We start from the raw sequence: 24,915 nt of genomic DNA, 5'->3' as shown, positions 1-24,915 counted from the left end.
GCAGGGGCTCGCGTCAGCCCTGCATCACGCTTTCCAGAACCGCGGCGCGCAGTTCGGCTATGCCCATGCCCTTTTCGCTCGATGTCGGGATGATGTCGGGGTGCGCGGCGGGGCGCTTGCGGATGGCGTCCGCAGTTGCCTGCGTCACTTCGGCCAGATGGCTGGCCTTCACCTTGTCCGCCTTGGTCAGCACGATGCGGTAGCTGACGGCGGCCGCGTCCAGCATGTCGAGGATATCGTTATCGACATCCTTGATGCCGTGGCGGCTGTCGATCAGCACCAGCGTGCGTTTCAGCTTCGCCCGGCCGCGCAGATAGTCGTTCACCAGGAATCGCCACTTGCGCACCATGTCCTTGGGCGCCTTGGCATAGCCATAGCCCGGCATGTCGACGAGCCGGAAGCGCAGCGGATCGCCCACGTCGAAGAAATTCAGCTCCTGCGTGCGCCCCGGCGTGTTCGACGTGCGGGCCAGGCCGTTGCGGCCGGTAAGCGCGTTCAGCAGCGAGGACTTGCCAACATTCGACCGTCCCGCGAACGCCACTTCGTTGACGGCCATGCCGGGCAGGAATTTGAGGTCCGGCGCCGATTTCAGAAAGGTGATCGGCCCGGCGAAGACCTTGCGCGCTTCCTCTATCAGCTCGGCCTGTTGTTGTTCGTCCACGCTACATCCGTTCGGTTCGAGCCTGTCGAGAACCATGGGCGCGCCGTTCTCGACAAGCTCGAACCGAACGGGCGTTGAACGATTTACTTCGCCGGAGCCGCGCTCAGCACGGGATGGCGTTTGTAAAGCCACCATTGCTGCAACATCGACAGGCAGTTGTTGGTGATCCAGTAGACCAGCAGACCCGCCGCGAACGGCGCCATGATGAACATCATCATCCACGGCATGATCGAAAAGATCTGCTGCTGCATCGGGTCCATCTGGGCGGGGTTCAGCTTGAACTGCAACCACATGGAAATGCCCAGCAGCAGCGCCAGCACGCCGATCGCCAGGAAGGACGGCGGGGTGAAGGGCAGCAGGCCGAACAGGTTGAGGATGTGCAGCGGATCGGGCGCGGACAGATCCTTGATCCACAGCACGAACGGCTGGTGCCGCATTTCGATCGTCAGCTGCAACACCTTGTACAGCGCGAAGAAGATCGGAATCTGGATGAAGATGGGCAGGCAGCCGGCGAGCGGATTCACCTTCTCGCGCTTGTACAGCTCCATCATCTCCTGCTGGAGCTTGGGCTTGTCGTCCTTATATTTTTCTTGCAGCGCCTTCATCTTGGGCTGCACCGCGCGCATCGCCGCCATGCTGGCGAACTGGCGCTGGGCGACCGGGAACATCAGCGCGCGGACGACGAAGGTCAGGCAGATGATGGCCACGCCGAAATTGCCGATATGTTCGAACAGCCAGTGCAGCAGCGCGAAGATCGGCTTTTCGAACCAGTAGAACCAGCCCCAGTCGATCGCCCGGTCGAACAGCGGAACGCCCGCATCCTGATAGGCTTCCAGCGTCTTCACTTCCTTGGCACCGACGAACAGGCGCGCGGTCTGCGTCACCGCCTTGCCCGGCGCGAGCACGGTGGGCTGGAGGCTGTAGTCCGCCTGATATTGGGTGCCCGCGCCCTTGCGGAATTGCCCGGCAAAGGCCGCCTTCTGGTCAGGGATCAGCGCCGAGAGCCAATATTTGTCGGTAAAGCCCAGCCAGCCGCCGGTCGACTGGAAGCTCTGCATCGAAGGACCCTTGTCGAGGTCCTTGTAGTTGACGTCATAATTGGCCGCGCCGTTGAACACGCCCATGGGGCCGATATGGATGGTCCAGGTATCGGGGTCATGCGGAATGCCCATGCGGCTGACATAGCCATAGGGCTTCACGCTCACCGCGCCCGCGCCGCTGTTCGACACCTTCTGCTGCGCGGTGATCATGTAATTCTGGTCGACGGTGAAGCGGATTTCGAAAGTCTGTCTCGCGCCATTGTCCCAGCGCAGCGTGACCGGGCTGGTGGGGGTCAGTTCCGTGCGATCCGCCGTCCAGACCGTATTGGCGTCCGGCGTCTTCAACCCTTCGCCCTGCCAGCCGAAGCCCGCGAAGAAGGCGTCCTTGGTCCCTGACGGGCTGTAGAGCCGCACCGCAGGCGAATTCTTGGCGATCGTCTCGCTATAGGTGGGCAGCACGATGTCATCGATGCGCGCGCCCTTCAGGTTGATGGAGCCGGTCAGCTTGGGCGTGCGGATCTGCACGCGCGGGCTTTCCTTCAGCACCAGCGCGCGGTCGCGGATGGCCGCCGGGCTGTCGGCGGCCGGATCAGCGCCGGGCTTGGGCAGCGGCTGCGTCTTGCCGCCCTCGATCTTCGTGGCGGGCGGGTTGGCCGCGGGGAAGAAGTGATTGGCGATGTACGGCCAGCCGAACAGGATCGCCGCGGTCAGCAGCACCGCCAGAATGATATTCTTCTTGTCGTCCACGCGTGTCGGCTCCGCCGTATGTAATTCAGTGTCAGGGAACCGGGTCGTAACCCGACCCGCCCCAGGGGTGGCATCGCATTAGCCGCTTCGTTGCCAGCCAGCTACCCTTGACCGCACCATATTTGCCGATCGCCTGAATCGCATATTCCGAACAGGATGGGGCATAGCGGCAGGTGGGTGGCAGGATGCGGGAAGGGCCAAGCTGCCAGAATCGCGCGATGAGGATGAGGATGCGGCCAATCATGAGCCGGACTCGCCGGGTTCCCGCGCAGGCAGCAACCCGGTTCCGCCGCCACGATCGTTCGAACCCTGTGAACCGGACTCTCGCGAGTCCCTCGTCCCGCTCGAATCCCGCCGCAGCGCTGCGTCCTTCGTGCCTGAACGCTTCACCGCCTTGCGCGGCGCATCGCCAACCGGCCTGCTCATCACCTTGCGCAGCGCCTTTTCCAGCTCCGACCGGAGCAGCCCGAAGTCCCGTTCAACGCCATCGCCGCGCCCGATCAGCACATGATCCGCGCCCGCAATGCCATGCAGGGGCAGCAGCTCGCGCGCCAGAACGCGAAAACGGCGCTTCATCCGGTTACGGACGACAGCGCCGCCAATCTTCTTCGTGACCGTGATGCCATAACGCATCGCCGGATCGCCATCGCCGCGTTCCCGCACCAGCAGGACAAAGCCGGGCATGGGCGCGCGCCGTCCGCGATTCGCCGCCAGGAAATCGGCGCGCCGGTTGAGAATCGCAGGCGCGCGCGTCAGCGGCGTATCGTTCAGGCGCTCAGGCTCTTGCGGCCACGGGCGCGACGGGCGCGCAGCACGTTGCGGCCGCCGGGGGTCGCCATGCGGGCGCGGAAACCGTGACGGCGCTTCCGAACCAGATTGCTCGGCTGATAGGTGCGCTTCATCGTTCATTCCTCAAAGCAAACGTAAAAATCGGGCGTGACAAAAAAGGGCCGCCACGGGGGCGGCCGCATGTCAGGGGGCGTCCGATAGGCAAAAGCCAGTCATGAGTCAATGCGGTCCAGGGCGCGTGCCCAAGTTTCCTGCCCGTGCCCGGCGCGTGGGGAAGGCGATGCGCCGGTCTACTTCGCCCGCGCCGTTTCGACTGCCTTCTTGAGCGCGTCATAGCCGACCGCGCCGTTCAGCACCTGCCCGCCGATGACGAAGGTCGGCGTGCCGCTCGCCTGCAAGCGTTGCGCCAGCGCGATGTTCGACTGGATTTCGCCATCATATTTGCTGCTGGCGATCGCCGCTTCCGCTTCCGCGCGGGAAATGCCAGCGCTGGCCGCTGCTTTCAGGATGGAATCGCGCGTCACCTTGCCCGCCGCGTAAAGCGCCCGGTGGAAGGGCATATATTGGCCCTTTTCCGCCGCCAGCAGGGATACTTTTGCGGCATCGGCGCTGTCGTCGGACAGGATCGGCAATTCGCGATAGACGATCTTCAGCTTCTTGTCCTCGCTCACCAGGCGGGCAAGGTCGGACAGGGACGCGCGGCAATAGCCGCAGGCATAATCGAAAAACTCGACCAGCGTGACGTCGCCCTGCGCCGCGCCTTCCCATGCGCCCGCATAGGGCGTTTCGATCGCCTTGCGGCTGGCGTCGATGGTGTCGGTCATCCGCTTGGCCTGGAGGCGCTCGACCGCTTCGGGGATGATTTCGGGATGCTCCAATATATAATCGCGCACGATCCGTTCGATCGCCGCCTTCTCGGCCGCTCCGACACTCCCGCCGCTCTGCATCCCCAGCGCCGTTCCCGCGCCAGCGACAGCGATTAGGGCCAAGGCGCCAAGGGTCATCTGTATCGTCCTGTTGGATAGGGCGGCGCGGAACCCCGGCCGGACTGTTTCGGTCATCTTTTCTTTCGCTTCTGCTCGACGGCCGCGCGGGACACCATGGCGATATCCTGCGCCCGCAGATAGTCAACGGTGCCGGGCTTCAATCCCTGCATCGCCGCATCCGCGCTGCGCAGCGCCATCTGGTCGTCGCCCATCATCGAATAGCGCTCCGCCGTGGCGAGCGCCGCGCGCGGAATGTCGCCGCGCCGCTCATAGACGACGCCAAGCTGATACCAGGCGAAGGGATTTTCCCGGTCGCGCGCCACCGCATTGCGCAGGACCCGCTCGGCCTCCGCGAAATTCTGTTCATCCTCCGTCGCGATCAGGGCATGACCCAGCAGCGTGGCGATCAGCGGCTGGTTGGTCGCCTTCACCGCTTCGCGCAGGGGCGCGATCGCGTCGGCGGGCTTGCCGCTTTCCAGCAATATCTGCCCTTTAAGCTCAAGGAAGTAGGGATCATGAGGCTGTGCCGCCAGCAGCGCCGCGACTTCGCTCAGCGCCTTGTCGGGATAGGCGCTCTTGTGCCAGGCATAGGCGCGGGCATAATGGGCCGGGATCGACTGGTCGCTTTCGGGATATCTGCGCAATGTTTGGGCCGGTTCGGAAACGAAGCCGACCAGCTTGGCCTTGATCCGTTCGAACCGCGCCTCCAGCGCCGGGTCCACCGGCTTGTCCCAGGCCGGATCGACGGTATAGACTTCGCGCAGCACGTTGATGCGCTCGCCGGACAGCGGGTGGGTGCGCCCGTAGCTGTCATCCTGCGGGATGGCGAGGCGATATTCCTGATTTTGCAGCTTCTTGAAGAATTCCAGGCTGCCCTTGCCCGACAGGCCCGCCTTGCTGAGGTAGCGCGCGCCTGCAAGGTCGGCCGAACTTTCCTGCGCGCGGGAAAAGGCCAGGAACTTGCCCATGGCGGCCTGCTGGCCCATGCCCAATATGCCCATGCCCGCTTCGGCCCCGCCCGCCGCGATCGCCGCCGCGCCAAGGACCAGGCTCAGCAGGGTGATGCCGGTCGCCGCCTTCATCCCTTCGGCCGAACGGACGACATGGCCGCCCTCGATATGCCCCAGTTCGTGCGCGACGACGCCCTGCAACTGGTTCACATTGTCGGCGGCGGCGATCAGGCCGCTATGCACCCACACATATTGGCCGCCCGCGACGAAGGCGTTGATCTCCGGGTCGTTGATGACCAGCACCTGCACGTTGCGTGGCTCCATGCCCGCCGCGCTGACCAGCGGCGCTGACATATCGCCCATGAAGGCTTCGGTTTCGGCATCGCGCAGGATTTGCTGCGCCACGGCGGGGCGCGCGGCCATCGCCAGGCAGGCTATGACGATCGCGGCCATGCGGAACCAGCGCCGCCTCATGCCGGACTGCGCGAGGATAGGGGTGGGACATGCATCGGCGGCGGGTGATGCCCGGCGCGGCATGAACTTGGCCTGAAGCAGCAGCGCCGCCACTTCCCGGCGGAAACCGGCGAAATGGCGGCGCAACTCACTTGGCCCTGGCCTTCTTACTGCCCGAAGGTGCGCTGCCACCAGCCGCGGCGGGGGGAGGCGCCATCTTCTTCGGCCTGGACCTCGCCGCCCTCGGCGCTTTCCATCGCGGCCGGTTCGGCAACGTCGGCGCTGACCGGTTCCGTGACCGGCGCGGCTTCGGCGGCGGCAGGCTCAGCTTCGGCCGCAACCTCGGCCTTCTTCCGGCGCGTGCGCTTGGGCTTGGCGGGCGCTTCGGCCTCGGCTTCGGCCGGGGCGGGAGCAGCGGGCGCGGCCTCTGCTTCCGCTGCGGCATCGGCCTTCTTCCGGCGCGTGCGCTTCGGCTTGGCCGGAGCTTCCTCGGCGGGCGCTTCGGCGGCAGGCTCGGCCGCTTCGACGGGCGTGGCCGGAGCCTCGGCCTCGGCGCTGTCCTTGGCCTTGCGGGCGCGCGGACGGCGGCGGGTCTTGGGAGCTTCCTCCCCGGCCGGAGCTTCGGGAGCGGGCTGCGCCTCGGGCGCGGCTTCCACCGCCGGTTCCCCGGTCACCAGTTCGGCTGCGGCTTCGGCGGCTTCGGCCAGAGTTTCCTCCGCGCCAGCTTCGCCACCCTCGCGGCGGCGGCGTCCGCCACGGCGTCCGCGCCTGCCACGGCGGCGGCCTGGCTCCTCGCCCTCACCCAGGGCGTCCTCGGCGGACTGCTCCGCGCCCGCTTCGGCGTCCTCTTCCTCGCCTTCGGCAAGCTCAGGCGCTTCGGAGGAGTCTGCGTCCTGCTCGCTTTCGCCTTCGCCCTCGCCCTCGGCCCGGCCTTCCTCGCGCTGGCCGCCACGGCGGCGGCGGCGTCTGCGGCGGCGGCGTCCGCCTTCGCGTTCCTCACCACGCTCGCCGCGTTCCTCGCGCTCGGATTCGATCTCTTCGATCTCCTCCTCGTCCAGTTCCTCGGCGATCTCCAGATCATCCTCTTCCTCGACGAGCGGCGCATAGCTCACCACCCGTTCGGGGCGCGGGCCGCTGGCTTCGACCGACATGCGCGCGCCTTCGACCTCGCCATCGGGCAGGATCGCGATGGTGACGCCGTAGCGCTGCTCGATCTCGTCCAGTTCGCGGCGCTTGTTGTTGAGGACGTAGAAGGCCGCTTCCTGGCTCGCGCGCAGCGTGACCAGATTGCCGCGCCCGCGCGCCGCTTCCTCTTCCAGCATGCGCAGCGCGCTGAGGCCTGCCGACGAAGCGGTGCGGACCAGCCCGGTGCCTTCGCAATGCGGGCACTGGCGGGTCGATGCCTCCAGCACGCCGGTGCGCAGCCGCTGGCGGCTCATCTCCATCAGGCCGAAGCCGGAAATGCGGCCGACCTGGATGCGGGCGCGATCGTCCTTCAACGCCTCCTTCATCGCCTTCTCGACCTTGCGGATGTTGGAGTTCATCTCCATGTCGATGAAGTCGATGACGACGAGGCCGGCCATGTCGCGCAGGCGCAGCTGGCGCGCGATTTCCCGCGCGGCTTCCAGGTTGGTGGCGACGGCGGTCTGCTCGATGCCATGTTCGCGCGTCGACCGGCCGGAGTTGATGTCGATCGACACCAGCGCCTCGGTCGGGTTGATGACGAGGTAGCCGCCCGATTTCAACTGAACGACGGGGTTGTACATCGCCGCCAGCTGGTCCTCGACACTGGCGCGCTGGAACAGCGACACCGCGTCGGCATATTGCTTCACCCGCCGCGCATGGCTGGGCATCAGCAGCTTCATGAAGTCCTTGGCCGCCTTGTATCCGTCCTCGCCCTCGACGATGACTTCCTCGATATCCTTGTTGTAGATATCGCGGATCGCCCGCTTGATGAGGTCGCTGTCATTGTGGATCAGCGCGGGCGCGGCGGATTTCAGCGTCTTTTCGCGAATCTCGTCCCACAGGCGGGCGAGATAGTCGAAGTCGCGCTTGATCTCCGGCTTGGTGCGCTGGAGCCCGGCGGTGCGGACGATGCAGCCCATGGTGGAGGGCAGGTTCATCTCCGCGATGATAGACTTCAACCGCTTGCGGTCGGCGGCGTTCGAAATCTTGCGTGAAATGCCGCCGCCATGGCTGGTGTTGGGCATCAGCACGCAATAGCGGCCCGCGAGGCTGAGATAGGTGGTCAGCGCCGCGCCCTTGTTGCCGCGCTCCTCCTTGACGACCTGCACCAGCAGCACCTGGCGGCGCTTGATGACGTCCTGAATCTTGTAGCGGCGGCGCAGCGCCATGCGCTTGCGGCGCAGCTCGTCGGCGGCGTCGTCGCCCTTGCCGCGTTTGCGGCGGCCGTTGCTGCCGCCTTCCTCGCCGCCCTCGGCCGCGCCTTCCACGGCGTCTTCCTCATCGTGATGATGGGTCGCCTCGACCACTTCCAGCCCATCGTCGGACGCGCCATGATCGTCGTCATCCTCGACCTCGGCGCGCAGCGCGGCCTCTTCCTCGGCATGCTCGCGTTCCTCGCGCAGCAGCGCCTCGCGGTCCTCGCGCGGGATCTGGTAATAGTCGGGGTGGATTTCGCTGAACGCCAGGAATCCGTGGCGGTTGCCGCCATAATCGACGAAGGCCGCCTGTAGCGACGGCTCCACGCGCGTGACCTTGGCTAGGTAGATATTCCCTTTGAGCTGCTTGTGCTCGGCCGATTCGAAATCAAACTCCTCGATCCGGTTACCCTTGACGACCGCGACCCGGGTTTCTTCCCGGTGGCGCGCATCGATCAGCATACGCATTGTCATTTATGTGTCTCCGGCGATGACGGCCAGCGGCGCTCGGCCGGGCTGTCACGCGATAATGAAAGGACGACAGCGCTTGCGCCGCCAGCGGCGCCGGTTGCGGCATCGTCCGGTTGTTAAGGAAAATATGCGTGTCTGCTGCCTTGGCAGGGCCGGGCAAGCCGCCGGTCCGCGCCATCCACGCCGCATCGCCCGGTATCGGGGCCAGCGGGGGATGGAAATCATGCCTCATGCAGCGTCAACCTGTTGCGACACCGGCCTGTGGGCGTCATGCGCCCGCCGGTGCGGTCTTGAAAGCTTCCCAAGAGCTTCGCCTGGAATATGGGCAGGCTTTCAGGAATATGAATGGGTAGCAGTCAAATTGCGCCCTAGCAACGGCTGCTCGAAATATTGTTTCGTGCGCGGCGAAAAGCGGGATTGCGCCGCTGGGCGGAGGGGGATCGCGCCTGCGCCCGCCGCTCATATTTGGCTGGACGATCGCGGGTGCGCGCGGCACAAGCGCCCGATGTTCCACGCTCTCGTCCTGGCAGCCGCGATTTTTTCCGCGACGCCGGACGATGCGATGGCGCCCTCTGTCCATATGGCGCCGCGCCCCGCCAAGCGGGTGCACAGCATCACCGTGCCGATCCCGCCTGCCGGGCGCGGCCTGGAATTGCCCCCTGTCCTTGGCCCGCGTGAAGCGGCGCGTCCCCTCGTGGTCATCGACGCGGGCCATGGCGGGCATGATCCGGGCGCGATCAATGCGGAGCTTGGCAAGCGCGAAAAGGACCTGACGCTTGCGATAGCGCAGGCGATCCGCGACGAATTGCTGAAAACCGGCCGCATCCGCGTGGCGCTCACCCGCAATGATGATCGCTTCCTCGTCCTACAGGAACGCTATGGCATTGCGCGCAGGCTGAACGCGGACCTTTTCATTTCCATCCACGCAGATTCCGCCGAAAATGAAGAAGCGCATGGCGCGACCGTCTACACCCTGTCGGAAGTGGCGTCCGACCGGGAAGCGGCGCGGCTGGCGGCCAGGGAAAACAGGGCCGACATATTGCACGGCGTCAATCTGGGCGGCCAGTCGGGGGACATTTCCTCGATCCTCATCGACCTGACGCAGCGGGAAAGCATGGCCGCGTCGGCCACCTTCGCGCGCGTGCTGAAACGGGAAGCCTCGCCCTATATGGGCTTTCGCACTCCCTATCACCGCTTCGCGTCGCTGGTGGTGCTCAAGGCTCCCGACATGCCGTCGGTGCTGTTCGAAACCGGCTATATCAGCAACGTCAAGGATGCGGCCTTCCTGTCGTCGCCCGAAGGCCGCGCCCGCATCGCCCGCGGCGTGGCCCGCGCGGTGGAGGTGCATTTCGCCCGCAGGACGGCGCCTGGCGACCGCTAGCGGCCCGGCGGCCCGTCGATCCGCACTGGCGCTTCCCCCATTTTAACCTTAGAGCCTCGTTCCGTCATGGAAGAGGCCCGCCCCGATACCGCATCGTCATCCTCCCTCGCCGCCCGGCTGCGCCGCCGCGCGGGCGGAATCAGGGAAAGGCTCGCCCCCCATTGGGACCGGCGCTGGGTGCGGTGGATCGCCATCGGCCTTGGCGGGCTCATGGCCGCCTTCTTCCTCTTCTGGCTGATCTTCGCGCGCGGCCTTCCCGACGCCGCCACGCTGCTGGAATATGAACCGCCGCTGCCCACCATCGTGCGCGACGTCAATGGCCAGCCGGTGCACAGCTATGCGCGCGAACGGCGGGTGCAGTTGCAATATAGCGACTATCCGCCGCTGCTGATCCGCGCCTATCTGTCGGCGGAGGACAAGACGTTCTTCGACCATCATGGCGTCGACATTCCCGGCTTTTTCGGCGCGGTGCTCGACTATGTGACCAAGATCGGATCGGGCCAGCGCGCCAAGGGCGGGTCCACCATCACGCAACAGGTCGCCAAGAATCTGCTGATCGGCGATGAATATTCCCCCACGCGCAAGGTGAAGGAAATGATCCTGGCCTATCGCATGGAAGGGGTGCTGACCAAGCAGCAGATCCTTGAACTCTACCTCAACCAGATCTTCCTCGGCCGCAACGCCTATGGCGTGCAGGCGGCTGCGCGCGCCTATTTCGACAAGGACGTCGCCGACCTCAAGCTGCATGAGATGGCCTATCTCGCCATCCTGCCCAAGGGTCCCGCGAACTACCGGCCCGAAAGCCCGACCGGCCATCAGCGCGCGCTGGAACGCCGCAACTGGGCGCTGGGCGAAATGGCGAAGAATGGCTGGATCACCGAAGCGCAGCGCAGCGAAGCGATGGCGCAGCCGCTGGGCACGGTGCAGGCGCACGGCTCCGGCTTCGACGCGCGCGCTGGCGGCTATTATATGGAGGAAGTGCGCCGCCGCCTGATCGAACGCTTCGGCGAAAAGGCGGAGGATGGACCCAACAGCGTCTATGCGGGCGGCCTGTGGGTGCGCAGCCCCTATGATCCCAAGATGCAGGAACTGACGGCGACCGCGCTGCGCAACGGCCTGCTGCGCTTCGACGCGGGCAAGGGCTGGTCAGGGCCGGTGGGCAAGATAGACATCGATCGCGGCTGGCAGCGTGAACTGGCCGCGAGCTATGTCGGCGTGGACTATGCCGGATGGCGCGTGGCGGCGGTGATCAGCCGCGATTCCTCGTCGGCGCAGATCGGCTTTGCCGACGGATCGACCGGCACGCTGCCCGCCGGGGCGGCGCAGATGCCCTATCGCCGCGCGGGCGGACCGGCCTTCAGCAGCCTCAAGCCCGGCGACCTCATCGTCGTCGCGCGCAACGGGTCGAGCTGGGCCTTGCGCAACATTCCCGAAGTGTCCGGCGGCATGGTGGTGGAGGAAACCCATTCCGGCCGCATCCGCGCGATGCAGGGCGGGTTCGACAGCCGCCTTTCATCCTACAACCGCGCCACCCAGGCGATGCGCCAGCCCGGATCGACCATCAAGCCCTTCGTCTATGCCGCCGCGCTCGACAATGGCATGACGCCCGCCTCGATCATCGTCGATGGTCCCTTGTGCGTCTATCAGGGCGCGGGGCTGGGGCAGAAATGCTTCCGCAACTTCTCGGGCGGCAGCGCCGGGCCGCAGACGATGCGCTGGGGCGTGGAGCAGTCGCGCAACCTCATGACCGTGCGCGCCGCCAGCCAGACCGGCATGGACCGCGTCGTGCGCACCATCAAGGCGATGGGGATCGGCGACTACCAGCCCTATCTCTCCTTCGCGCTGGGCGCTGGCGAAACCACGGTGGAGCGGATGGTGAACGCCTATGCCATGCTCGCCAATCATGGGCGGCAGCTTTTCCCCAAGGTCATGGACTATGTGCAGGACCGGCACGGCAAGGTGATCTGGCCGCTGCGCTGGCGTCCTTGCGACGGGTGCAACATGCCCAATTGGGACGGCAAGCCCATGCCGCGCTTCGGCTTTGAAGGGCGGCAGGTCATGAACCCCATGACCGCCTATCAGGTCGTGCACATCGCCGAAGGCGTCATCCAGCGCGGCACCGCCACGGTGCTGGCGGACCTCAAGCGGCCGCTGTTCGGCAAGACCGGCACCACCAACGGCCCCACCAACGTCTGGTTCGTGGGCGGGTCGCCCGATCTCGTCGCGGGCGTCTATATCGGCTATGACCAGCCGCGCAGCCTGGGCGGCTGGGCGCAGGGCGGCCGCGTCGCCGCGCCGATCTGGAAGGCGGCGATGGCTCCGGTGCTGGAAACCATGCCCAAGACGCCCTTCGTCGCCCCGGCGGGCATCCGCATGGTCACGATCGATCGCCGGTCGGGCAAGCGCGTCTACGGCGTATGGCCCACCGACGATCCCAAGCCTGCGGTGATCTGGGAAGCCTTCAAGCCCGAAACCGAACCCCGCCGCTCCATCCGCAAGGAAGAAGTCGCCGCCCAGGAACGCGCCGCCGCCCGCCGGGAAGCCAGCGCCCAGGCGCGCCAGCGCACCGACAGCGACTTCCTGCAAGACCAGGGCGGCATCTACTGAAATCCTCCCCCTGAACGATCGGGAGGGGACCAGCCAAAGGCTGCGAAGGGGCATCACCCCTCCGTCGGCGCCTGGCGCCGCCATCTCCCCTTGCCGGGCAGGAGTAGTACATGCTTCCCAAAATCTTCGCCCTCGGATAGGGGCTGGCGTTTAGCGCGTTTACGATGCGCACCGACATTCTGGAGAGTTCCCATGCGCGCCGAAGCGCAGCAATATATCGACCGCATCGACGCCGCGCTGGACCTGTTGCGCCGCTTCCTCGACTGGGACCGGGCGCTCCGCCGCCTGGACGAGCTGAATGCGCGCGTCGAAGATCCCACGCTCTGGGACAATCAGAAAATGGCGCAGGAAGTGATGCGCGAGCGCACCCGGCTGGAGGGCGCGATCGGCGCGACCCGCGCGATCGAAAGCGAGAAGGCCGACACCGCCGAACTCATCGAAATGGCCGAGGCCGAGGGCGATGAGGACATGGTCAATGAAGCCATCGCCTCCCTGAAGGCGCTCGCAGACCGCGCGGACGAGGACAAGATCAGGGCGCTGCTGGCGGGCGAGGCCGACGCCAGCGACACCTATCTGGAAATCCATGCGGGCGCGGGCGGCACCGAAAGCCAGGACTGGGCGGAAATGCTCAGCCGCATGTACCGCCGCTGGGCCGAGCGGCGCGGCTACAAGGTGGAACTGGTCGATTATCAGGCGGGCGATCAGGCGGGCATCAAGTCCGCGACCTTCCTGATCAAGGGCGAGAACGCCTATGGCTATGCCAAGACCGAAAGCGGCGTCCACCGCCTGGTGCGCATCAGCCCCTATGACAGTTCGGCGCGGCGGCACACCAGCTTCTCGTCCGTATGGGTCTATCCGGTGATCGACGACAATATCGAGATCGAGGTCAATGAAGGCGACCTCAAGATCGACACCTACCGCGCGTCGGGCGCGGGCGGGCAGCACGTCAACACCACCGACTCCGCCGTCCGCATCACCCATATTCCCTCCGGCATCATCGTCGCGTCGCAGAACGACCGTTCGCAGCACAAGAACCGCGCGACGGCCATGAACATGCTCAAGGCCCGGCTCTACGAAGCGGAACTGCAAAAGCGCGAGGCGGCGGCGTCGGGCGAATATCAGGCCAAGACCGAGATCGGCTGGGGCCACCAGATCCGGTCCTATGTGCTTCAACCCTATCAGCTCGTGAAGGACCTGCGCACCGGCGTCACCTCCACCTCGCCCGACGATGTGCTGGACGGCGCGCTCGACCCGTTCATGGCCGCCGCCCTGTCGCAGAAGGTCACGGGCGAGAAGGTCGATGTCGAGGACGTCGATTGATGATCATCCGTGCGGCGCTGGCGGCATTGCCGTTGCTGCTGGCGGCGTGCGGACCCTTTTCCTCCAACCGGCAGGATGACCGTCCGGCGGGCGCGAGGAACTTCCCGCGCGCGGACCGCCCCGTCGCCCCGGTCGTGTCGACCCGCTGGTCCAGCGAGGAAGCGCGCGACCGCGTCAACGAGGCGGAGGACATCATGGACCGGGCGGGCATCCGTCCGGGGATGACCGTGGCCGACATTGGCGCTGGCGAGGGCTATTATACCGTCCGCCTCGCCGATCGCGTCGGCGCCAAGGGGCGGGTGCTGGCCGTGGACATCATGCCCGAAGTGATCGAGGCGCTGTCGCGGCGCATCACCCGCGAAGACTGGCGCAACGTCAGCGTCCGCCTGGGCGCGCCGGAGGACCCCAAGCTGCCCGAAAACAGCTTCGACCGCATCTTCATGGTCCATATGTACCATGAGATTGCGGAGCCTTACGCCTTCCTGTGGAACCTCAGCCCCGCGTTGAAGCCCGACGGCGAACTGATCGTGGTCGACGCCAACCGCCCTACCGACCAGCATGGCACGCCGCCCAGGCTGCTCGCCTGCGAACTCGCCGCCATGGGCTTCCGCATGGAGGAACTGATCCCCAAGCCGACCGCCGGTGGATATTTCGCGCGCTTCCGACGCATCGCCGCGCGCCCCGCGCCTGCTTCCATCGTTCCCTGCGCGCTGCGTTCCTGACCCGCGCGCCAGAAAAAATCTGCTTGCACTGCCGTTAACCATGATGCTGGTGAGGAAATTGATCCTTCCATGATGATATGGCGCTAGGGGAGAGGCTGACATGACCGATCAAGGCGGTTCTCAGATCACCGGCGCTCCGCAACGGCGGAACGCACCGCGGCACAAGCTGTTCGAGCCGGTTACCCTGCACCTGAGCGGCATCGAAACCCGCGCGCATTTCCTGGACCTGTCGTCCTCCGGCGCGCTGGTGCATAGCGATGCGCCGCCACCCCCAGGCGCCTATGTCGGCGTCCATGCGCCCAGTCTGGAAACCAGCGGCAGGGTGCGGTGGGTGAATGGAAAGCGTTTCGGCATACAGTTCAGCCAGTTGCTGACCGTGGAGGTGATAAACAAGCTGATCCGGCCGCGCTGACCTCAGCCGCGCCGCCGCCACCGCCTGAACAGCGACACCCCGGCAACGCCGCCGCCCACCACCATCGCGATCGCCCCGCCCGCCGACGCGAGCGCCCATGCTCCGGCCGCGATCAGGCCGCTCAGGAAATCGACGATGATGAGCGTCAGGTGGATCATGGCGTAAAGGACAAAGGGACTAGTGCCCCAGTTCCTTCGCCTCCTGATATTTCATCTCCAGAAAGCGGTTCTGCACCGCCAGCCGGTCAAGATCGCCGCTGGCCAGAGTCTCGCTCATCCGCGCCAGTTCCGCGTCGATGACGCCCAGTCCCTCCACCAGCTGCTGTTCGGGCACGCGGCCGTTGCGCTCCTCACGCCGCAAGGACTGCGGGATGGACTGATATCCGGTGACCAGTTCGGGCAGATGATCCGCCAGCAGCTTGCGCACCTCCTGCGCGGCGGGTTCCCGGTCGCCCAGCCGCTCAAGCTGCGGCGCCAGCGCTTCCAGCTTCACGCCGATGCTGTCGACCAGCGTCGCTGCGGGCGCGGGCAGGGCCTTGCGCTGGTTTTCCAGCCAGATCTCGGTTTGCAGGGGCAGGGCGCCCAGCGGCGTTTGCTGAAGCGCCTCCGTGCGGACGGTCCGCTCCATGGGCAGGATGGCGATCACCAGCAGGGCGGCCAGCATGACCCCCAGCGCGATCATCACGCCGCTGGTGCCAAGCGGCATGACGAAGCCCGCCACCACGCTGGCCGCCAGCACGGCGATGACCGCCCACACCGCATATTTGAGCTTGCGCATCAGGGCGGCGTTGCGCCGCTGGCGGGCGCGGGCCGACAGGCTCCGGCGGCGCTCGCCATGGCGGCGGAGCACGGCTTCGGCATCGGCCAGGACACGGTCGGACCGGCTCACCCGATCCTCCTGCCCATATCAGGCGGCATGGAAGCGAGCGGCATGGCGTTCACGCCTCCAGCGCGCTCAACAGCGGATTGTCCGCGCGCGCTTCCTGCGCGGCCTGCGCCTGGCCTTGCGCGCGGGCGATATAGCCCTTGGACTTTTCCACCTCGTCCGACAGGGTGTTCACCGTCGTCTTCATATTCTCCAGCGCCTTGGCCTTGAACGTGTCGATGCTGTCCATCGTGTCGTAGATATTCTGGAAGGCGCGTTTCAGCGTCTCGATGGGAATGGTGCTGGACGCCGCCTGCTCATGGATGGCGGCCGTCTGGTTCTTGAGCATTTCGCCGGTCGAATCGATCATGTTCGCGGTCGTCGTGTTGAGCGCGGTGATCTGTTCCAGCACCAGCTTCTGCCCGGCGAGCGCCTGCGCGACGGTGACGGCGGTGCGCAGCGCCGCGACGGTGGTCGTGCTGGCGCGATCCACGCCCTTCACCAGTTCGACATTGTTCTTCTTGACCAGATCGAGCGCCAGATAGCCCTGAACGGTGACGGCCATCTGCGTCAGCAGGTCCTGCGTGCGCTGGCGGATGTAGAAGAGGGCGCTTTCCCGGATCGCCTTCGCCTTGGCGGGATCGGTGGAGTCCAGCTCCAGCGCCTTCGCCTTCAGCCGGGCGTCCAGCGTTTTGGAAATGTGGATCATCTGCTCAAGGCGGCCCATCGCCGCCCACATATTCTGCCGCTCCACATCGATCGCGGCATTGTCCTTGATCAGCACGTCCTTGCCGCTCGCCAGCGAGCCCAGGATGCCGTTGATGTGGCTCTGCGCGCTCTTGTAGCTGTCGAAATAGTCGCGCATCCGGTTGCCGAAGGGAATGATGCCGAACAGCTTGCGCGGGGCGAGCAGGTTGCCGCGCTTGCCGGGGTCCAGGTCCTCGACGGTGCGGCGCAGTTCGGCAAGATCGGCGCCGACCTTGTTGTCGCTGTCCATCGCGCGCACGGGCCGGTCGAGGAAGCGGTTGGAATGGCCCGCCGCTTCCGCGATTTCCTTGCGGCCCATATTGGTGAGCTGATCGACGCGCGCGCCGAATTCGGGGGAGTTCGCATCCTGCGCGACCAGATCGGCGATGAAGGCGTCCACCTTTTCATCCAGCTTCGATCGCTTTTCCTCGTCCAGCGGGACGAGACCGGCCGCCTTTTCCGGCGTGACCGGCGGCACCGGGTCGGGCGGCGTCAGGTTGAGCGTATCGGCTGCGGTCACCGTGCCGGGGGAGGTGCTGGCCATGGTTTCTCCCAATTATGGTTACAGTAGCTGTTATATGCGACTATAACAGTGATCTTCAATGCGGAATATGGTCCCGCATCGCCATGGATGCAAACGCTTGGCGCGCTGGCGGTGACCCTTGCCGCATCGCGTCATTTCCTGTAGGGGCGCGCCCGATACTCTGGTCAGGCGCGGTGCCGGCCGGGAAAATGTGACATCCCAAAGGCATCCTTCATGTCCCTGCGTAATATCGCCATCATCGCGCACGTCGACCATGGCAAGACCACTCTGGTCGACCAGCTTTTCCGCCAGTCCGGCACCTTCCGCGACAATCAGCGGGTCGAGGAGCGGGCGATGGATTCCAACGACCTCGAAAAGGAACGCGGCATCACCATCCTGGCGAAGCCCACCTCGATCGAATGGAAGGGCACGCGGATCAACATCGTCGACACGCCCGGCCACGCCGACTTCGGCGGCGAGGTGGAGCGCATCCTGTCCATGGTGGACGGCGTCGTCCTGCTGGTCGATTCGTCGGAAGGCGCGATGCCCCAGACCAAGTTCGTGACCGGCAAGGCGCTGGCGCTGGGTCTCAAGCCCATCGTCGTCGTCAACAAGGTCGACCGTCCCGACGAGCGCATCCAGGAAGTGCTGGACGAAGTGTTCGACCTGTTCGTCACGCTGGAAGCGACCGACGAGCAGCTCGACTTCCCTGTGCTCTACGCTTCGGGGCGCAACGGCTACGCCAATGAAGACCCCTCGCTGCGGTCGGGCACGCTGGAGCCGCTGTTCCAGAAGATCGTCGATCATGTCCCGCCCCCGGCGCTGGACGAAGATGCGCCGTTCAGCTTCCTGGTGACGCTGCTCGACCGCGACAACTTCCTGGGCCGCATCCTCACGGGCCGCGTCCAGTCGGGCACGCTGAAGGTCAACCAGGCGATCCATGCTCTCGACATGGACGGCAATGTGATCGAAACGGGCCGCGCGTCCAAGATCCTGTCCTTCCGCGGCCTCGACCGCGTGCCGGTGGACGAAGCCAAAGCGGGGGACATCATCAGCCTTGCGGGCCTGACCGTCGCGACCGTCGCCAACACCATCGCCGATACCTCGGTCACCGTCCCCATCAAGGCCCAGCCGATCGATCCGCCGACCCTGTCGATGCGCTTTGCCGTGAACGATTCGCCCATGGCGGGCCGTGAAGGCAGCAAGGTGACGAGCCGCATGATCCGCGACCGCCTGATGCGCGAAGCCGAATCCAACGTCGCGATCAAGGTGACGGAAAGCGACGACAAGGACAGTTTCGAAGTCGCGGGCCGTGGCGAACTGCAACTGGGCGTGCTGATCGAAACCATGCGCCGCGAAGGGTTCGAACTCGGCATCTCGCGCCCGCGCGTGCTGTTCGGCGAAGATGAGCATGGCAACAAGACCGAGCCTTATGAAATCGTCGTCATCGACGTGGACGACGAATTTTCCGGCACGGTCGTGGACAAGATGAACATCCGCAAGGCCGAAATGACCGACATGCGCCCGTCGGGCGGGGGCAAGACGCGCATCACTTTCTCCGCCCCGTCGCGCGGCCTGATCGGCTATCATGGCGAATTCCTGTCCGACACGCGCGGCACCGGCATCATGAACCGGCTGTTCGAAAAATACGGACCCCACAAGGGCAAGATCGAAGGCCGCAAGAATGGCGTGCTGATCTCCAACGGCGCGGGCGAGGCTGTGGCCTATGCCCTGGGTCCGCTGGAGGAACGCGGCATCCTGATGGTTGGCGTGGGCGAAGCGCTCTACGAAGGCATGATCATCGGCGAGAATGCCAAGCCCGAAGATCTTGAAGTCAATCCGATGAAGTCGAAGGCGCTGACCAACTTCCGCGCCAGCGGCAAGGACGACAGCATCCGCCTGACCCCGCCGCGCAAGCTGACGCTGGAACAGGCGATCGCCTATATCGACGACGATGAAATGGTCGAAGTGACGCCCAAGAACATCCGTCTGCGCAAGCGCTACCTCGATCCCAATGAACGCAAGCGCATGTCCCGCGCCAAGGCGGCCTGAGGCTGGAGGGTGAGCGCCGGCCTCGGCAAATTCATTTCGATAAGGTAATGATCCTGCCGCGCTGCGAGCATGTTGAAAGGCTCTACTTCTCTCATGAGAAAGGAAGCGATTTCGACAGGCTCGGCAAGCGGCTACTCCCCAGCCCGCGCCAGGATCATCGAGAATAATCCCTCCGGGTCCGTCCATTCCCTCACCGGATCCCAGCGCCCGGCGCGGAGCAGCAGGCGGGCGTCGCGCATGCCATATTTATGGCTGCTCTCCGTATGGATGGTTTCGCCCGCCGCCATGTGGAAGCGCCGCCCCGCGACATGGAAGTCTAGCGCCCGGCTTGCCTCCAGATGCATTTCGATGCGCGCCTTGCCGTCATTCCAGATCGCGCGGTGGACGAACGCGTCCAGCGGCACGTTCCCGCCCAGTTCGCGATTGATGCGGGTAAGGAGGTTGAGGTTGAAGGCCGCCGTCACCCCCTGAGAATCGTCATAAGCGGCGATCAGCCGGTCCGCGTCCTTGATCCGGTCCATGCCGATCAGCAGCATCGATCCCTCGCCCAGCAGCCTGCGGATCGCGCGCAGCAGGTCCACGGCCGCATCGGGGGCCATGTTGCCGATGGTCGATCCGGGAAAGAAGCCAAGGCGCGGCAGGTTAGCGATCGCCGAAGGGAGCGCCAGGTCCCCCAAGAAGTCGCCGACGACCGGCAGCACCGGCAATCCGGGAAAGGCAGCGGCCAGGGCCGCGCTGCTGGATTGCAGGAAGTCGCCGCTGATGTCGATCGGGACATAGGCGGCAGGATCGATCGCGCGCAGCAGGAGCGGCGTCTTGCGCGCGCTGCCCGCGCCGAACTCGACCACGGCCCGCCTTCGTCCGGTCAGGCCGGGAAGCTCGCCCGCATGTCGTTCCAGCAGCCCCATTTCGGTCCGGGTGGGATAATATTCGGGCAGGTCCGTTATCGCCTCGAACAATTCAGATCCGCGCTGGTCGTAGAACCAGATGGGCGGCGTCGCCTTGGGCGTGCGCGAAAGCCCCGCCAGAATGTCGTGCCGGAACGCCGGATCGGCCGCCTCCCGTGGCAGGGTAGGGGGATGGTCAAGCAGCATCGCGTCATAAATCCTTGGCCAGCCGCAGTCCGGTGAACTGCCAGCGTTGATGCGGGTAGAAGAAGTTGCGGTAGCTCGCCCGCACATGGCCGCGCGGCGTGGCGCAACTGCCGCCTTTCAGCACGAATTGGCCCGACATGAACTTGCCATTATATTCGCCCACGGCTCCTTCGGCGGGGTGGAAGCCGGGATGCGGGCGGAAGGCGCTGCCGGTCCATTCCCAGACATCGCCGAACATCTGCCCCAGCCCGGCGCTGCCATCGGCCGCGTGGGGGCGGGGGCAGGCGGCTTCATCAAGCTGATTGCCGCTCGAAGGCGCGATGTTGAGCGCGGCGCTTTCCCATTCCGCTTCGGTGGGCAGCCGCGCACCCACCCAGCTTGCATAAGCATCCGCCTCATACAGGCTGATGTGCGTCACCGGCTCTGCCGGGTTGACCGGCCTTCGCCCATCCAGCCCGAACCGCGTCCAGCCATGCTCCGCGCGGGTCCAGTAAAGCGGCGCCTCGATCCGTTCAGCCTGGACCCAGCTCCATCCGTCGGACAGCCAGTGCGCCGGATTGCGATAGCCGCCATCCTCGATGAAGGCGCTCCACTCCCCGTTCGTGATCAGCCGGTGCGCAAGGGCATGGGGATGCAGGACCGCCTTGTGGCGCGGCCCCTCGCAATCGAATGCGAAGTCTGATTTCCCATCGTCCCCCATCTCGACCAGCCCCTCGCGCCCTTCGATCCAGTGGAGCGGGCCGGGCACCGCCGCTGGCGTGAAGGGCTGCGCGGCGAACAGGGCGGGCTCCAGCGGGTTGAGCGAAAAGAGATGCTGGATATCGGTGAGCAGCAATTCCTGATGCTGCTGCTCATGATGCAGGCCCAGCATCACCAATGATCGCGCCTCGTCCGGCAGTGCGGGCAGCGCATCGATAACCGCGGCGTCGACATGGGCGCGATAGGCGAGGATTTCATCAAGGGCGGGTCGCGTCAACATGCCCCGTGCAGGCCGGGGATGGCGCGCGCCCTCCGCCTCATAATAGCTGTTGAAGAGGAAGGCGTAGCGTGGATCGAACGGCTCATAACCGGCCGCATGGTCGCGCAGCACGAAGGTTTCGAAGAACCAGCTGACATGGGCCAGATGCCATTTGGCGGGCGATGCGTCGGGCATCGACTGCGCCGTGGCGTCCGCATCCGACAGGCCCGCCGCCAGGGCCTCGCTCAATGCACGGATTTCGCGATACCGGGAAAGAAGATCGTCCTGGCTCGGTGCGGTCCGGCTCCTGGCCATGCATGCCCCTTCGAAATGTTGCGCCGCCCTTCCACAAGGAAGCGCATGAAGGAGGATTTATGTTCCGAAGCTGTGCCTTTGCGGCGTCAGCGCGACGCGCCGGGCACCCATTTGACGTCAGCCGCGCCATTGCCGTTCAGGCGGCGGGCAAGGACGAACAGCAGGTCGGACAGCCGGTTTAGATAGGCAAGCGCCTGCGGGTTGAGCGCAGTTTCCGCCGCCGCGGCGGTGGCGCTGCGTTCGGCGCGGCGCGTGACGGCGCGGGCGAGGTGCACGGCCGCCGCCGCTGGCGACCCGCCGGGCAGGATGAAGCTGTCGAGCGGCGCCAGTTCCGCGTTCATCGCGTCGATCTGATCTTCCAGCCGCTTCACCTGCGCCGCGACGATGCGCAGCGTCCATGGTTCATCCTCCCCCTCAGGGATCGGGGTGGCGAGGTCAGCGCCCAGATCGAACAGGTCATTCTGAATGGTGGTCAGCCATTGTCCCTCCGGCGCGCCGCCGATCGCCAGCACGGCAAGGCCGATGGCGCTGTTCGCTTCATCGACGTCGCCGACCGCCTGCATGCGCGGCGCATGTTTGGGCAGGCGCGATCCGTCCACAAGGCCGGTGGTGCCCGCGTCGCCGGTGCGGGTATAGATCTTGTTGAGCTTCACCATGTCGCGCGCACCTTCACGAAGCCGGGTTCAGCCATTGCCCTTCATCAGCAGCAGGATCGCGACGATGATGATGGCGGCGGCCTGAAACAGGATGCGGTTCATCATCATCTTGTTCTGCTTGAGGCTGGACGGGCTGGGTCCGCCTTCCGGCGAGTTCAGCTGCTCCTTGGTCGACTGGAGGAAAGCGATGATCCCCCGCACCAGCGCGAACAGGGTGGCGCCCATGGCAAGGATGAGGGCGATGATGAGGACGGTGTTCATCGCTCAAAACTAGGCGCTGGCCAGCGAAATGCCAACCGGAAAGCGCGCGGCAAGCAAATCGGCGGAGAGTTGGACCGGGTCCATGCCTTGCGCCCGCAGATCGGCGAGCGCGATCGACCCGTCCCGCTTTGCAAGGCGCTTGCCATCGGCGCCTGCCAGCAGCGGATGGTGGCAATAGACTGGCGAGGGGAGATTGAGCAGCGCCTGGAGCAGGCGGTGGACATGCGTGGCGGCAAACAGGTCCTGCCCCCGCAGCACATGGGTGACGCCCATGGCCGCGTCGTCGAGCGTGCAGGAAAGATGATAGCTGGCGGGCGCATCCTTGCGCGCGAGGACGACGTCACCGGCGGTCTGCGGCCTTGCCTCTATCAACCGTTCGCCCTGAGCTTGTGGATTGACCTTCGACAAGCTCAATCCGAACGGGGCAAACGAAGTGGATTTCCAATAGAGCTGTCCTGTGGCTGCGATCGCCCGGCTCATATCGATCCGCCAGGCATGCGGCTCCCCCGCCGCGATCCTCCTGTCCCGCTCGGACAGGGGCAAGGCCCGGCAGGTGCCCGGATAGACCGGCCCCTCTGGGCCATGGGGCGCGCTGGTACTCGCGGCGATGTCGGCGCGGGTGCAGAAGCAGGGATAGAGGAGGTCCATCCCCCGCAGCCGGTCAAGCGCCGCTTCATATTGGCCGAGGCGATCGGACTGGAAGATGACCTCGCCGTCCCACGCGATCCCCAGCCAGCGCAGGTCTTCGATGATGCCCGCAACATGCTCCGGGCGGCTGCGCGTCCCGTCAATATCCTCGATCCGGAGACGGAACGATCCGCCATTTTCGCGCGCCATCGCTTCCGCCAGCAGCGCGGACCAGCCATGGCCCACATGCAGGCGCCCGGTGGGGCTGGGGGCGAAGCGCGTCACCATATGCTGTGGCGTGGAAGAAGGGGTCATACTTGGCCTTGACGGATCGGGGTCGTTAATGCTGTCATGCTCCCGTCACGATCCTGGTCAATCAGGACGTAGGCAAAGGGGGATTGAGGGTTCTTATGTACCATCCCGACCTGATACGGCACCCGGAAAACTGCCCGGCGCTGGTTCTGAATGCAGACTATACGCCGCTCAGTTATTACCCGTTGAGCCTGTGGCCTTGGCAAACCGCCATCAAGGCGGTTTTTTTGGATCGGGTGGACATCGTCTCCAGCTATGAGCGGGAGGTCCACAGCCCCAGCCTGCAAATGAAAATCCCGTCGGTCATCGCGCTCAAGCAATATGTCCGCCCCTCCGAGCATCCAGCCTTCACCCGCTTCAACCTGTTCCTGCGCGACCGTTTCGCCTGCCAATATTGCGGATCGGGCAACGATCTGACGTTCGACCATGTCGTTCCGCGCCGTGCGGGCGGCCGCACCACATGGGAAAATGTCGCGACCGCCTGCTCACCATGCAATCTGCGCAAGGGCGGGCGCACGCCGAAGGAGGCGGGGATGCGTCTGCATGTAACGCCGATCCGCCCGACCAGCTGGCAGTTGCAGGAACATGGCCGCGCCTTTCCGCCCAACTATCTGCACGAAAGCTGGCACGACTGGCTTTATTGGGACGTGGAATTGCTCGCCTGATCCGCAGGCCACGGCTTCATGGCTGGCTGGGGAGCCAGTCGAAATCCATGTCCTTGTGACGATTGGTGTAGTGGCCGATCTCTTCCAGCCGTTCCATGTCCAGCAGGGTGATGCGCCCGTTGGCCCGGCTGATCAGCCCTTCCTGCTCCATCTGCCGGACCATGCGGTTCACATGGACGGAGGTGAGGCCTATGGCGTCGCCAATCTCTTCCTGCGTCAGCTTGAGGTCGAAACTGTCGGTCACGCCATCATCCGTGACACGCAGCCGGTCGAAAATGTCGAGCAGGAAGGACGCGACCCGCGCCTTCGCCGATGTCCGCCCAAGTGATGCGAGGCGGTCGGTCAGCGCGACCCGTTCGGCGTTGGACAGCAGGAACAGCAGCGCTGCGACGCGCGGATGTTCCTCCAGCAGGCGGCGCAGCGCATGCTTGTCGAACGGGCAGATGACCACGTCCGACAGCGCAACCAGGGATTCGGGAGCCTTGCTGTAGATGGTGCTGGCGGACCCGATGAAATCGCCGGGGAAATAGACGCGCAGAATCTGGCGGCTGCCGTCGGGAAGCAGGACGAAGCTCATCGCCCGCCCCTCGCGAAGGACGAACAATTCCGTAACCGTTTCATTGACGCGCTGGATCATGGCGCCGCGCTTCACTTTACGCGGATTTTCTTCCAATCTGGCAAGCGCGCTTCTTTCCGCATCGGACAGCTGCACATGCTTGGCCAGCCTGTCCGCGAAACAACTTGTCGCCACCCGGATACCTTCTTCTTAGCTTGTCGTTACGATGGCATAACGCCCCCGCCCGTCTTTCGGCTGCAATCGCGCCTCGTGCACTAAACTCGATCAATATTGGCTGCTGGATCATGCAAATGTTTCTGCGGGCGCAAGCAGGCCGATACGGTGCTGGTGCTCCGGCATGCCTC

Annotated in this window: 23 protein-coding genes and 1 pseudogene; 7 read left to right on the top strand and 17 right to left on the bottom strand. The window is 65.3% G+C overall.

Annotation, left to right across the window (positions count from 1 at the left end; genetic code table 11):
• Positions 1-13: 13 nt before the first annotated feature.
• The 8 genes from yihA to ET21_RS0114205 all read right to left on the bottom strand — a co-directional run bounded on the left by yihA (position 14) and on the right by ET21_RS0114205 (position 8,481).
• The gene (yihA, locus tag ET21_RS0114240; RefSeq protein ID WP_051768179.1) at positions 14-697 is read right to left on the bottom strand and encodes a ribosome biogenesis GTP-binding protein YihA/YsxC; all 684 of its coding nucleotides are present in this window, start codon (positions 695-697) and stop codon (positions 14-16) included.
• Positions 698-744: 47 nt separating this feature from the next.
• Entirely contained in the window at positions 745-2,448 is a 1,704-nt protein-coding gene (yidC, locus tag ET21_RS0114235; RefSeq protein WP_030540212.1) for a membrane protein insertase YidC, read from the bottom strand.
• 31 nt (positions 2,449-2,479) lie between these two features.
• On the bottom strand, positions 2,480-2,692 hold the full coding sequence (gene yidD, locus ET21_RS0114230) for a membrane protein insertion efficiency factor YidD (protein ID WP_030540211.1): 213 nt from the start codon (positions 2,690-2,692) through the stop codon (positions 2,480-2,482).
• Positions 2,689-3,186, bottom strand: a complete 498-nt coding sequence (gene rnpA / locus ET21_RS28520) for a ribonuclease P protein component (RefSeq protein ID WP_081856734.1) — start codon at positions 3,184-3,186, stop codon at positions 2,689-2,691. The genes yidD and rnpA overlap by 4 nt, the downstream gene beginning before the upstream one ends.
• A gap of 29 nt (positions 3,187-3,215) precedes the next feature.
• Positions 3,216-3,350 carry a 50S ribosomal protein L34 gene (gene rpmH, locus ET21_RS0114220; RefSeq protein ID WP_007683189.1) on the bottom strand — a complete coding sequence of 45 codons (135 nt, stop codon included), beginning with the start codon at positions 3,348-3,350 and terminating at the stop codon, positions 3,216-3,218.
• 177 nt (positions 3,351-3,527) lie between these two features.
• Entirely contained in the window at positions 3,528-4,298 is a 771-nt protein-coding gene (locus tag ET21_RS0114215; protein ID WP_051209585.1) for a DsbA family protein, read from the bottom strand.
• Positions 4,295-5,647 (bottom strand): M48 family metalloprotease, encoded by a 1,353-nt coding sequence (locus tag ET21_RS0114210; RefSeq protein ID WP_030540209.1) that lies wholly within the window; start codon positions 5,645-5,647, stop codon positions 4,295-4,297. Before ET21_RS0114210 ends, ET21_RS0114215 begins: the two co-directional genes overlap by 4 nt.
• A gap of 146 nt (positions 5,648-5,793) precedes the next feature.
• Positions 5,794-8,481, bottom strand: coding sequence for a ribonuclease E/G (locus tag ET21_RS0114205; RefSeq protein ID WP_237751564.1), 2,688 nt, complete (start codon positions 8,479-8,481; stop codon positions 5,794-5,796).
• A 574-nt stretch (positions 8,482-9,055) separates the two neighbouring features.
• Here ET21_RS0114205 and ET21_RS28515 point away from each other — a divergent pair.
• The 5 genes and pseudogenes from ET21_RS28515 to ET21_RS0114180 all read left to right on the top strand — a co-directional run.
• A pseudogene (locus tag ET21_RS28515) lies at positions 9,056-9,859 on the top strand (N-acetylmuramoyl-L-alanine amidase); the annotation flags it as partial.
• Between the two features lie 66 nt (positions 9,860-9,925).
• Complete coding sequence (locus ET21_RS0114195) at positions 9,926-12,466, top strand: penicillin-binding protein 1A (RefSeq protein WP_030540206.1); 2,541 nt, start codon at positions 9,926-9,928, stop codon at positions 12,464-12,466.
• A 192-nt stretch (positions 12,467-12,658) separates the two neighbouring features.
• Positions 12,659-13,786 carry a peptide chain release factor 2 gene (gene prfB / locus ET21_RS0114190; protein WP_021237544.1) on the top strand — a complete coding sequence of 376 codons (1,128 nt, stop codon included), beginning with the start codon at positions 12,659-12,661 and terminating at the stop codon, positions 13,784-13,786.
• Complete coding sequence (locus ET21_RS0114185) at positions 13,786-14,508, top strand: class I SAM-dependent methyltransferase (RefSeq protein WP_021237543.1); 723 nt, start codon at positions 13,786-13,788, stop codon at positions 14,506-14,508. Before prfB ends, ET21_RS0114185 begins: the two co-directional genes overlap by 1 nt.
• A 100-nt stretch (positions 14,509-14,608) precedes the next feature.
• Complete coding sequence (locus ET21_RS0114180; RefSeq protein WP_021237542.1) at positions 14,609-14,920, top strand: PilZ domain-containing protein; 312 nt, start codon at positions 14,609-14,611, stop codon at positions 14,918-14,920.
• Positions 14,921-14,922: 2 nt separating this feature from the next.
• Here the strand turns inward: ET21_RS0114180 and ET21_RS28195 are convergent, their stop codons facing one another.
• The 3 genes from ET21_RS28195 to ET21_RS0114165 are packed head-to-tail and all read right to left on the bottom strand — an operon-like array spanning position 14,923 to position 17,075.
• On the bottom strand, positions 14,923-15,078 hold the full coding sequence (locus ET21_RS28195) for a hypothetical protein (RefSeq protein ID WP_021237541.1): 156 nt from the start codon (positions 15,076-15,078) through the stop codon (positions 14,923-14,925).
• Positions 15,079-15,097: 19 nt separating this feature from the next.
• On the bottom strand, positions 15,098-15,808 hold the full coding sequence (locus ET21_RS0114170; RefSeq protein ID WP_021237540.1) for a hypothetical protein: 711 nt from the start codon (positions 15,806-15,808) through the stop codon (positions 15,098-15,100).
• 49 nt (positions 15,809-15,857) lie between these two features.
• The gene (locus ET21_RS0114165; protein WP_030540205.1) at positions 15,858-17,075 is read right to left on the bottom strand and encodes a toxic anion resistance protein; all 1,218 of its coding nucleotides are present in this window, start codon (positions 17,073-17,075) and stop codon (positions 15,858-15,860) included.
• Positions 17,076-17,288: 213 nt separating this feature from the next.
• Between ET21_RS0114165 and typA the strand changes: the two genes are divergently transcribed.
• A complete protein-coding gene (gene typA, locus ET21_RS0114155; protein WP_021237537.1) occupies positions 17,289-19,106 on the top strand; it encodes a translational GTPase TypA in 1,818 nt (605 codons plus the stop codon).
• A 131-nt stretch (positions 19,107-19,237) separates the two neighbouring features.
• Here typA and egtD read toward each other — a convergent pair whose 3' ends face one another.
• The 5 genes from egtD to gluQRS all read right to left on the bottom strand — a co-directional run bounded on the left by egtD (position 19,238) and on the right by gluQRS (position 23,332).
• Positions 19,238-20,200, bottom strand: a complete 963-nt coding sequence (gene egtD / locus ET21_RS0114150; RefSeq protein WP_030540204.1) for an L-histidine N(alpha)-methyltransferase — start codon at positions 20,198-20,200, stop codon at positions 19,238-19,240.
• A gap of 4 nt (positions 20,201-20,204) precedes the next feature.
• Complete coding sequence (egtB, locus tag ET21_RS0114145) at positions 20,205-21,473, bottom strand: ergothioneine biosynthesis protein EgtB (protein WP_030540203.1); 1,269 nt, start codon at positions 21,471-21,473, stop codon at positions 20,205-20,207.
• 86 nt (positions 21,474-21,559) lie between these two features.
• On the bottom strand, positions 21,560-22,129 hold the full coding sequence (locus ET21_RS0114140; RefSeq protein ID WP_030540202.1) for a cob(I)yrinic acid a,c-diamide adenosyltransferase: 570 nt from the start codon (positions 22,127-22,129) through the stop codon (positions 21,560-21,562).
• Between the two features lie 27 nt (positions 22,130-22,156).
• Positions 22,157-22,390: a twin transmembrane helix small protein gene (locus ET21_RS0114135; protein ID WP_021238089.1), complete on the bottom strand. Its 234-nt coding sequence runs from the start codon at positions 22,388-22,390 to the stop codon at positions 22,157-22,159.
• Between the two features lie 9 nt (positions 22,391-22,399).
• Positions 22,400-23,332, bottom strand: coding sequence for a tRNA glutamyl-Q(34) synthetase GluQRS (gene gluQRS, locus ET21_RS0114130; protein WP_030540201.1), 933 nt, complete (start codon positions 23,330-23,332; stop codon positions 22,400-22,402).
• Positions 23,333-23,427: 95 nt separating this feature from the next.
• On the opposite strand from gluQRS, the gene ET21_RS0114125 reads away from it, so the two are divergent.
• Entirely contained in the window at positions 23,428-23,994 is a 567-nt protein-coding gene (locus tag ET21_RS0114125; protein WP_021238091.1) for an HNH endonuclease, read from the top strand.
• 16 nt (positions 23,995-24,010) lie between these two features.
• Here the strand turns inward: ET21_RS0114125 and ET21_RS0114120 are convergent, their stop codons facing one another.
• Positions 24,011-24,745: a Crp/Fnr family transcriptional regulator gene (locus tag ET21_RS0114120; protein ID WP_021238092.1), complete on the bottom strand. Its 735-nt coding sequence runs from the start codon at positions 24,743-24,745 to the stop codon at positions 24,011-24,013.
• Between the last annotated feature and the right edge of the window lie 170 nt (positions 24,746-24,915).

The sequence above is a fragment of the Sphingobium sp. DC-2 genome, assembly GCF_000722555.1.
Classification (GTDB): domain Bacteria; phylum Pseudomonadota; class Alphaproteobacteria; order Sphingomonadales; family Sphingomonadaceae; genus Sphingobium; species Sphingobium quisquiliarum.
The sequence above is the reverse complement of the archived record's forward strand: the minus strand, read 5'-3'. Positions and strand labels throughout refer to the sequence as shown.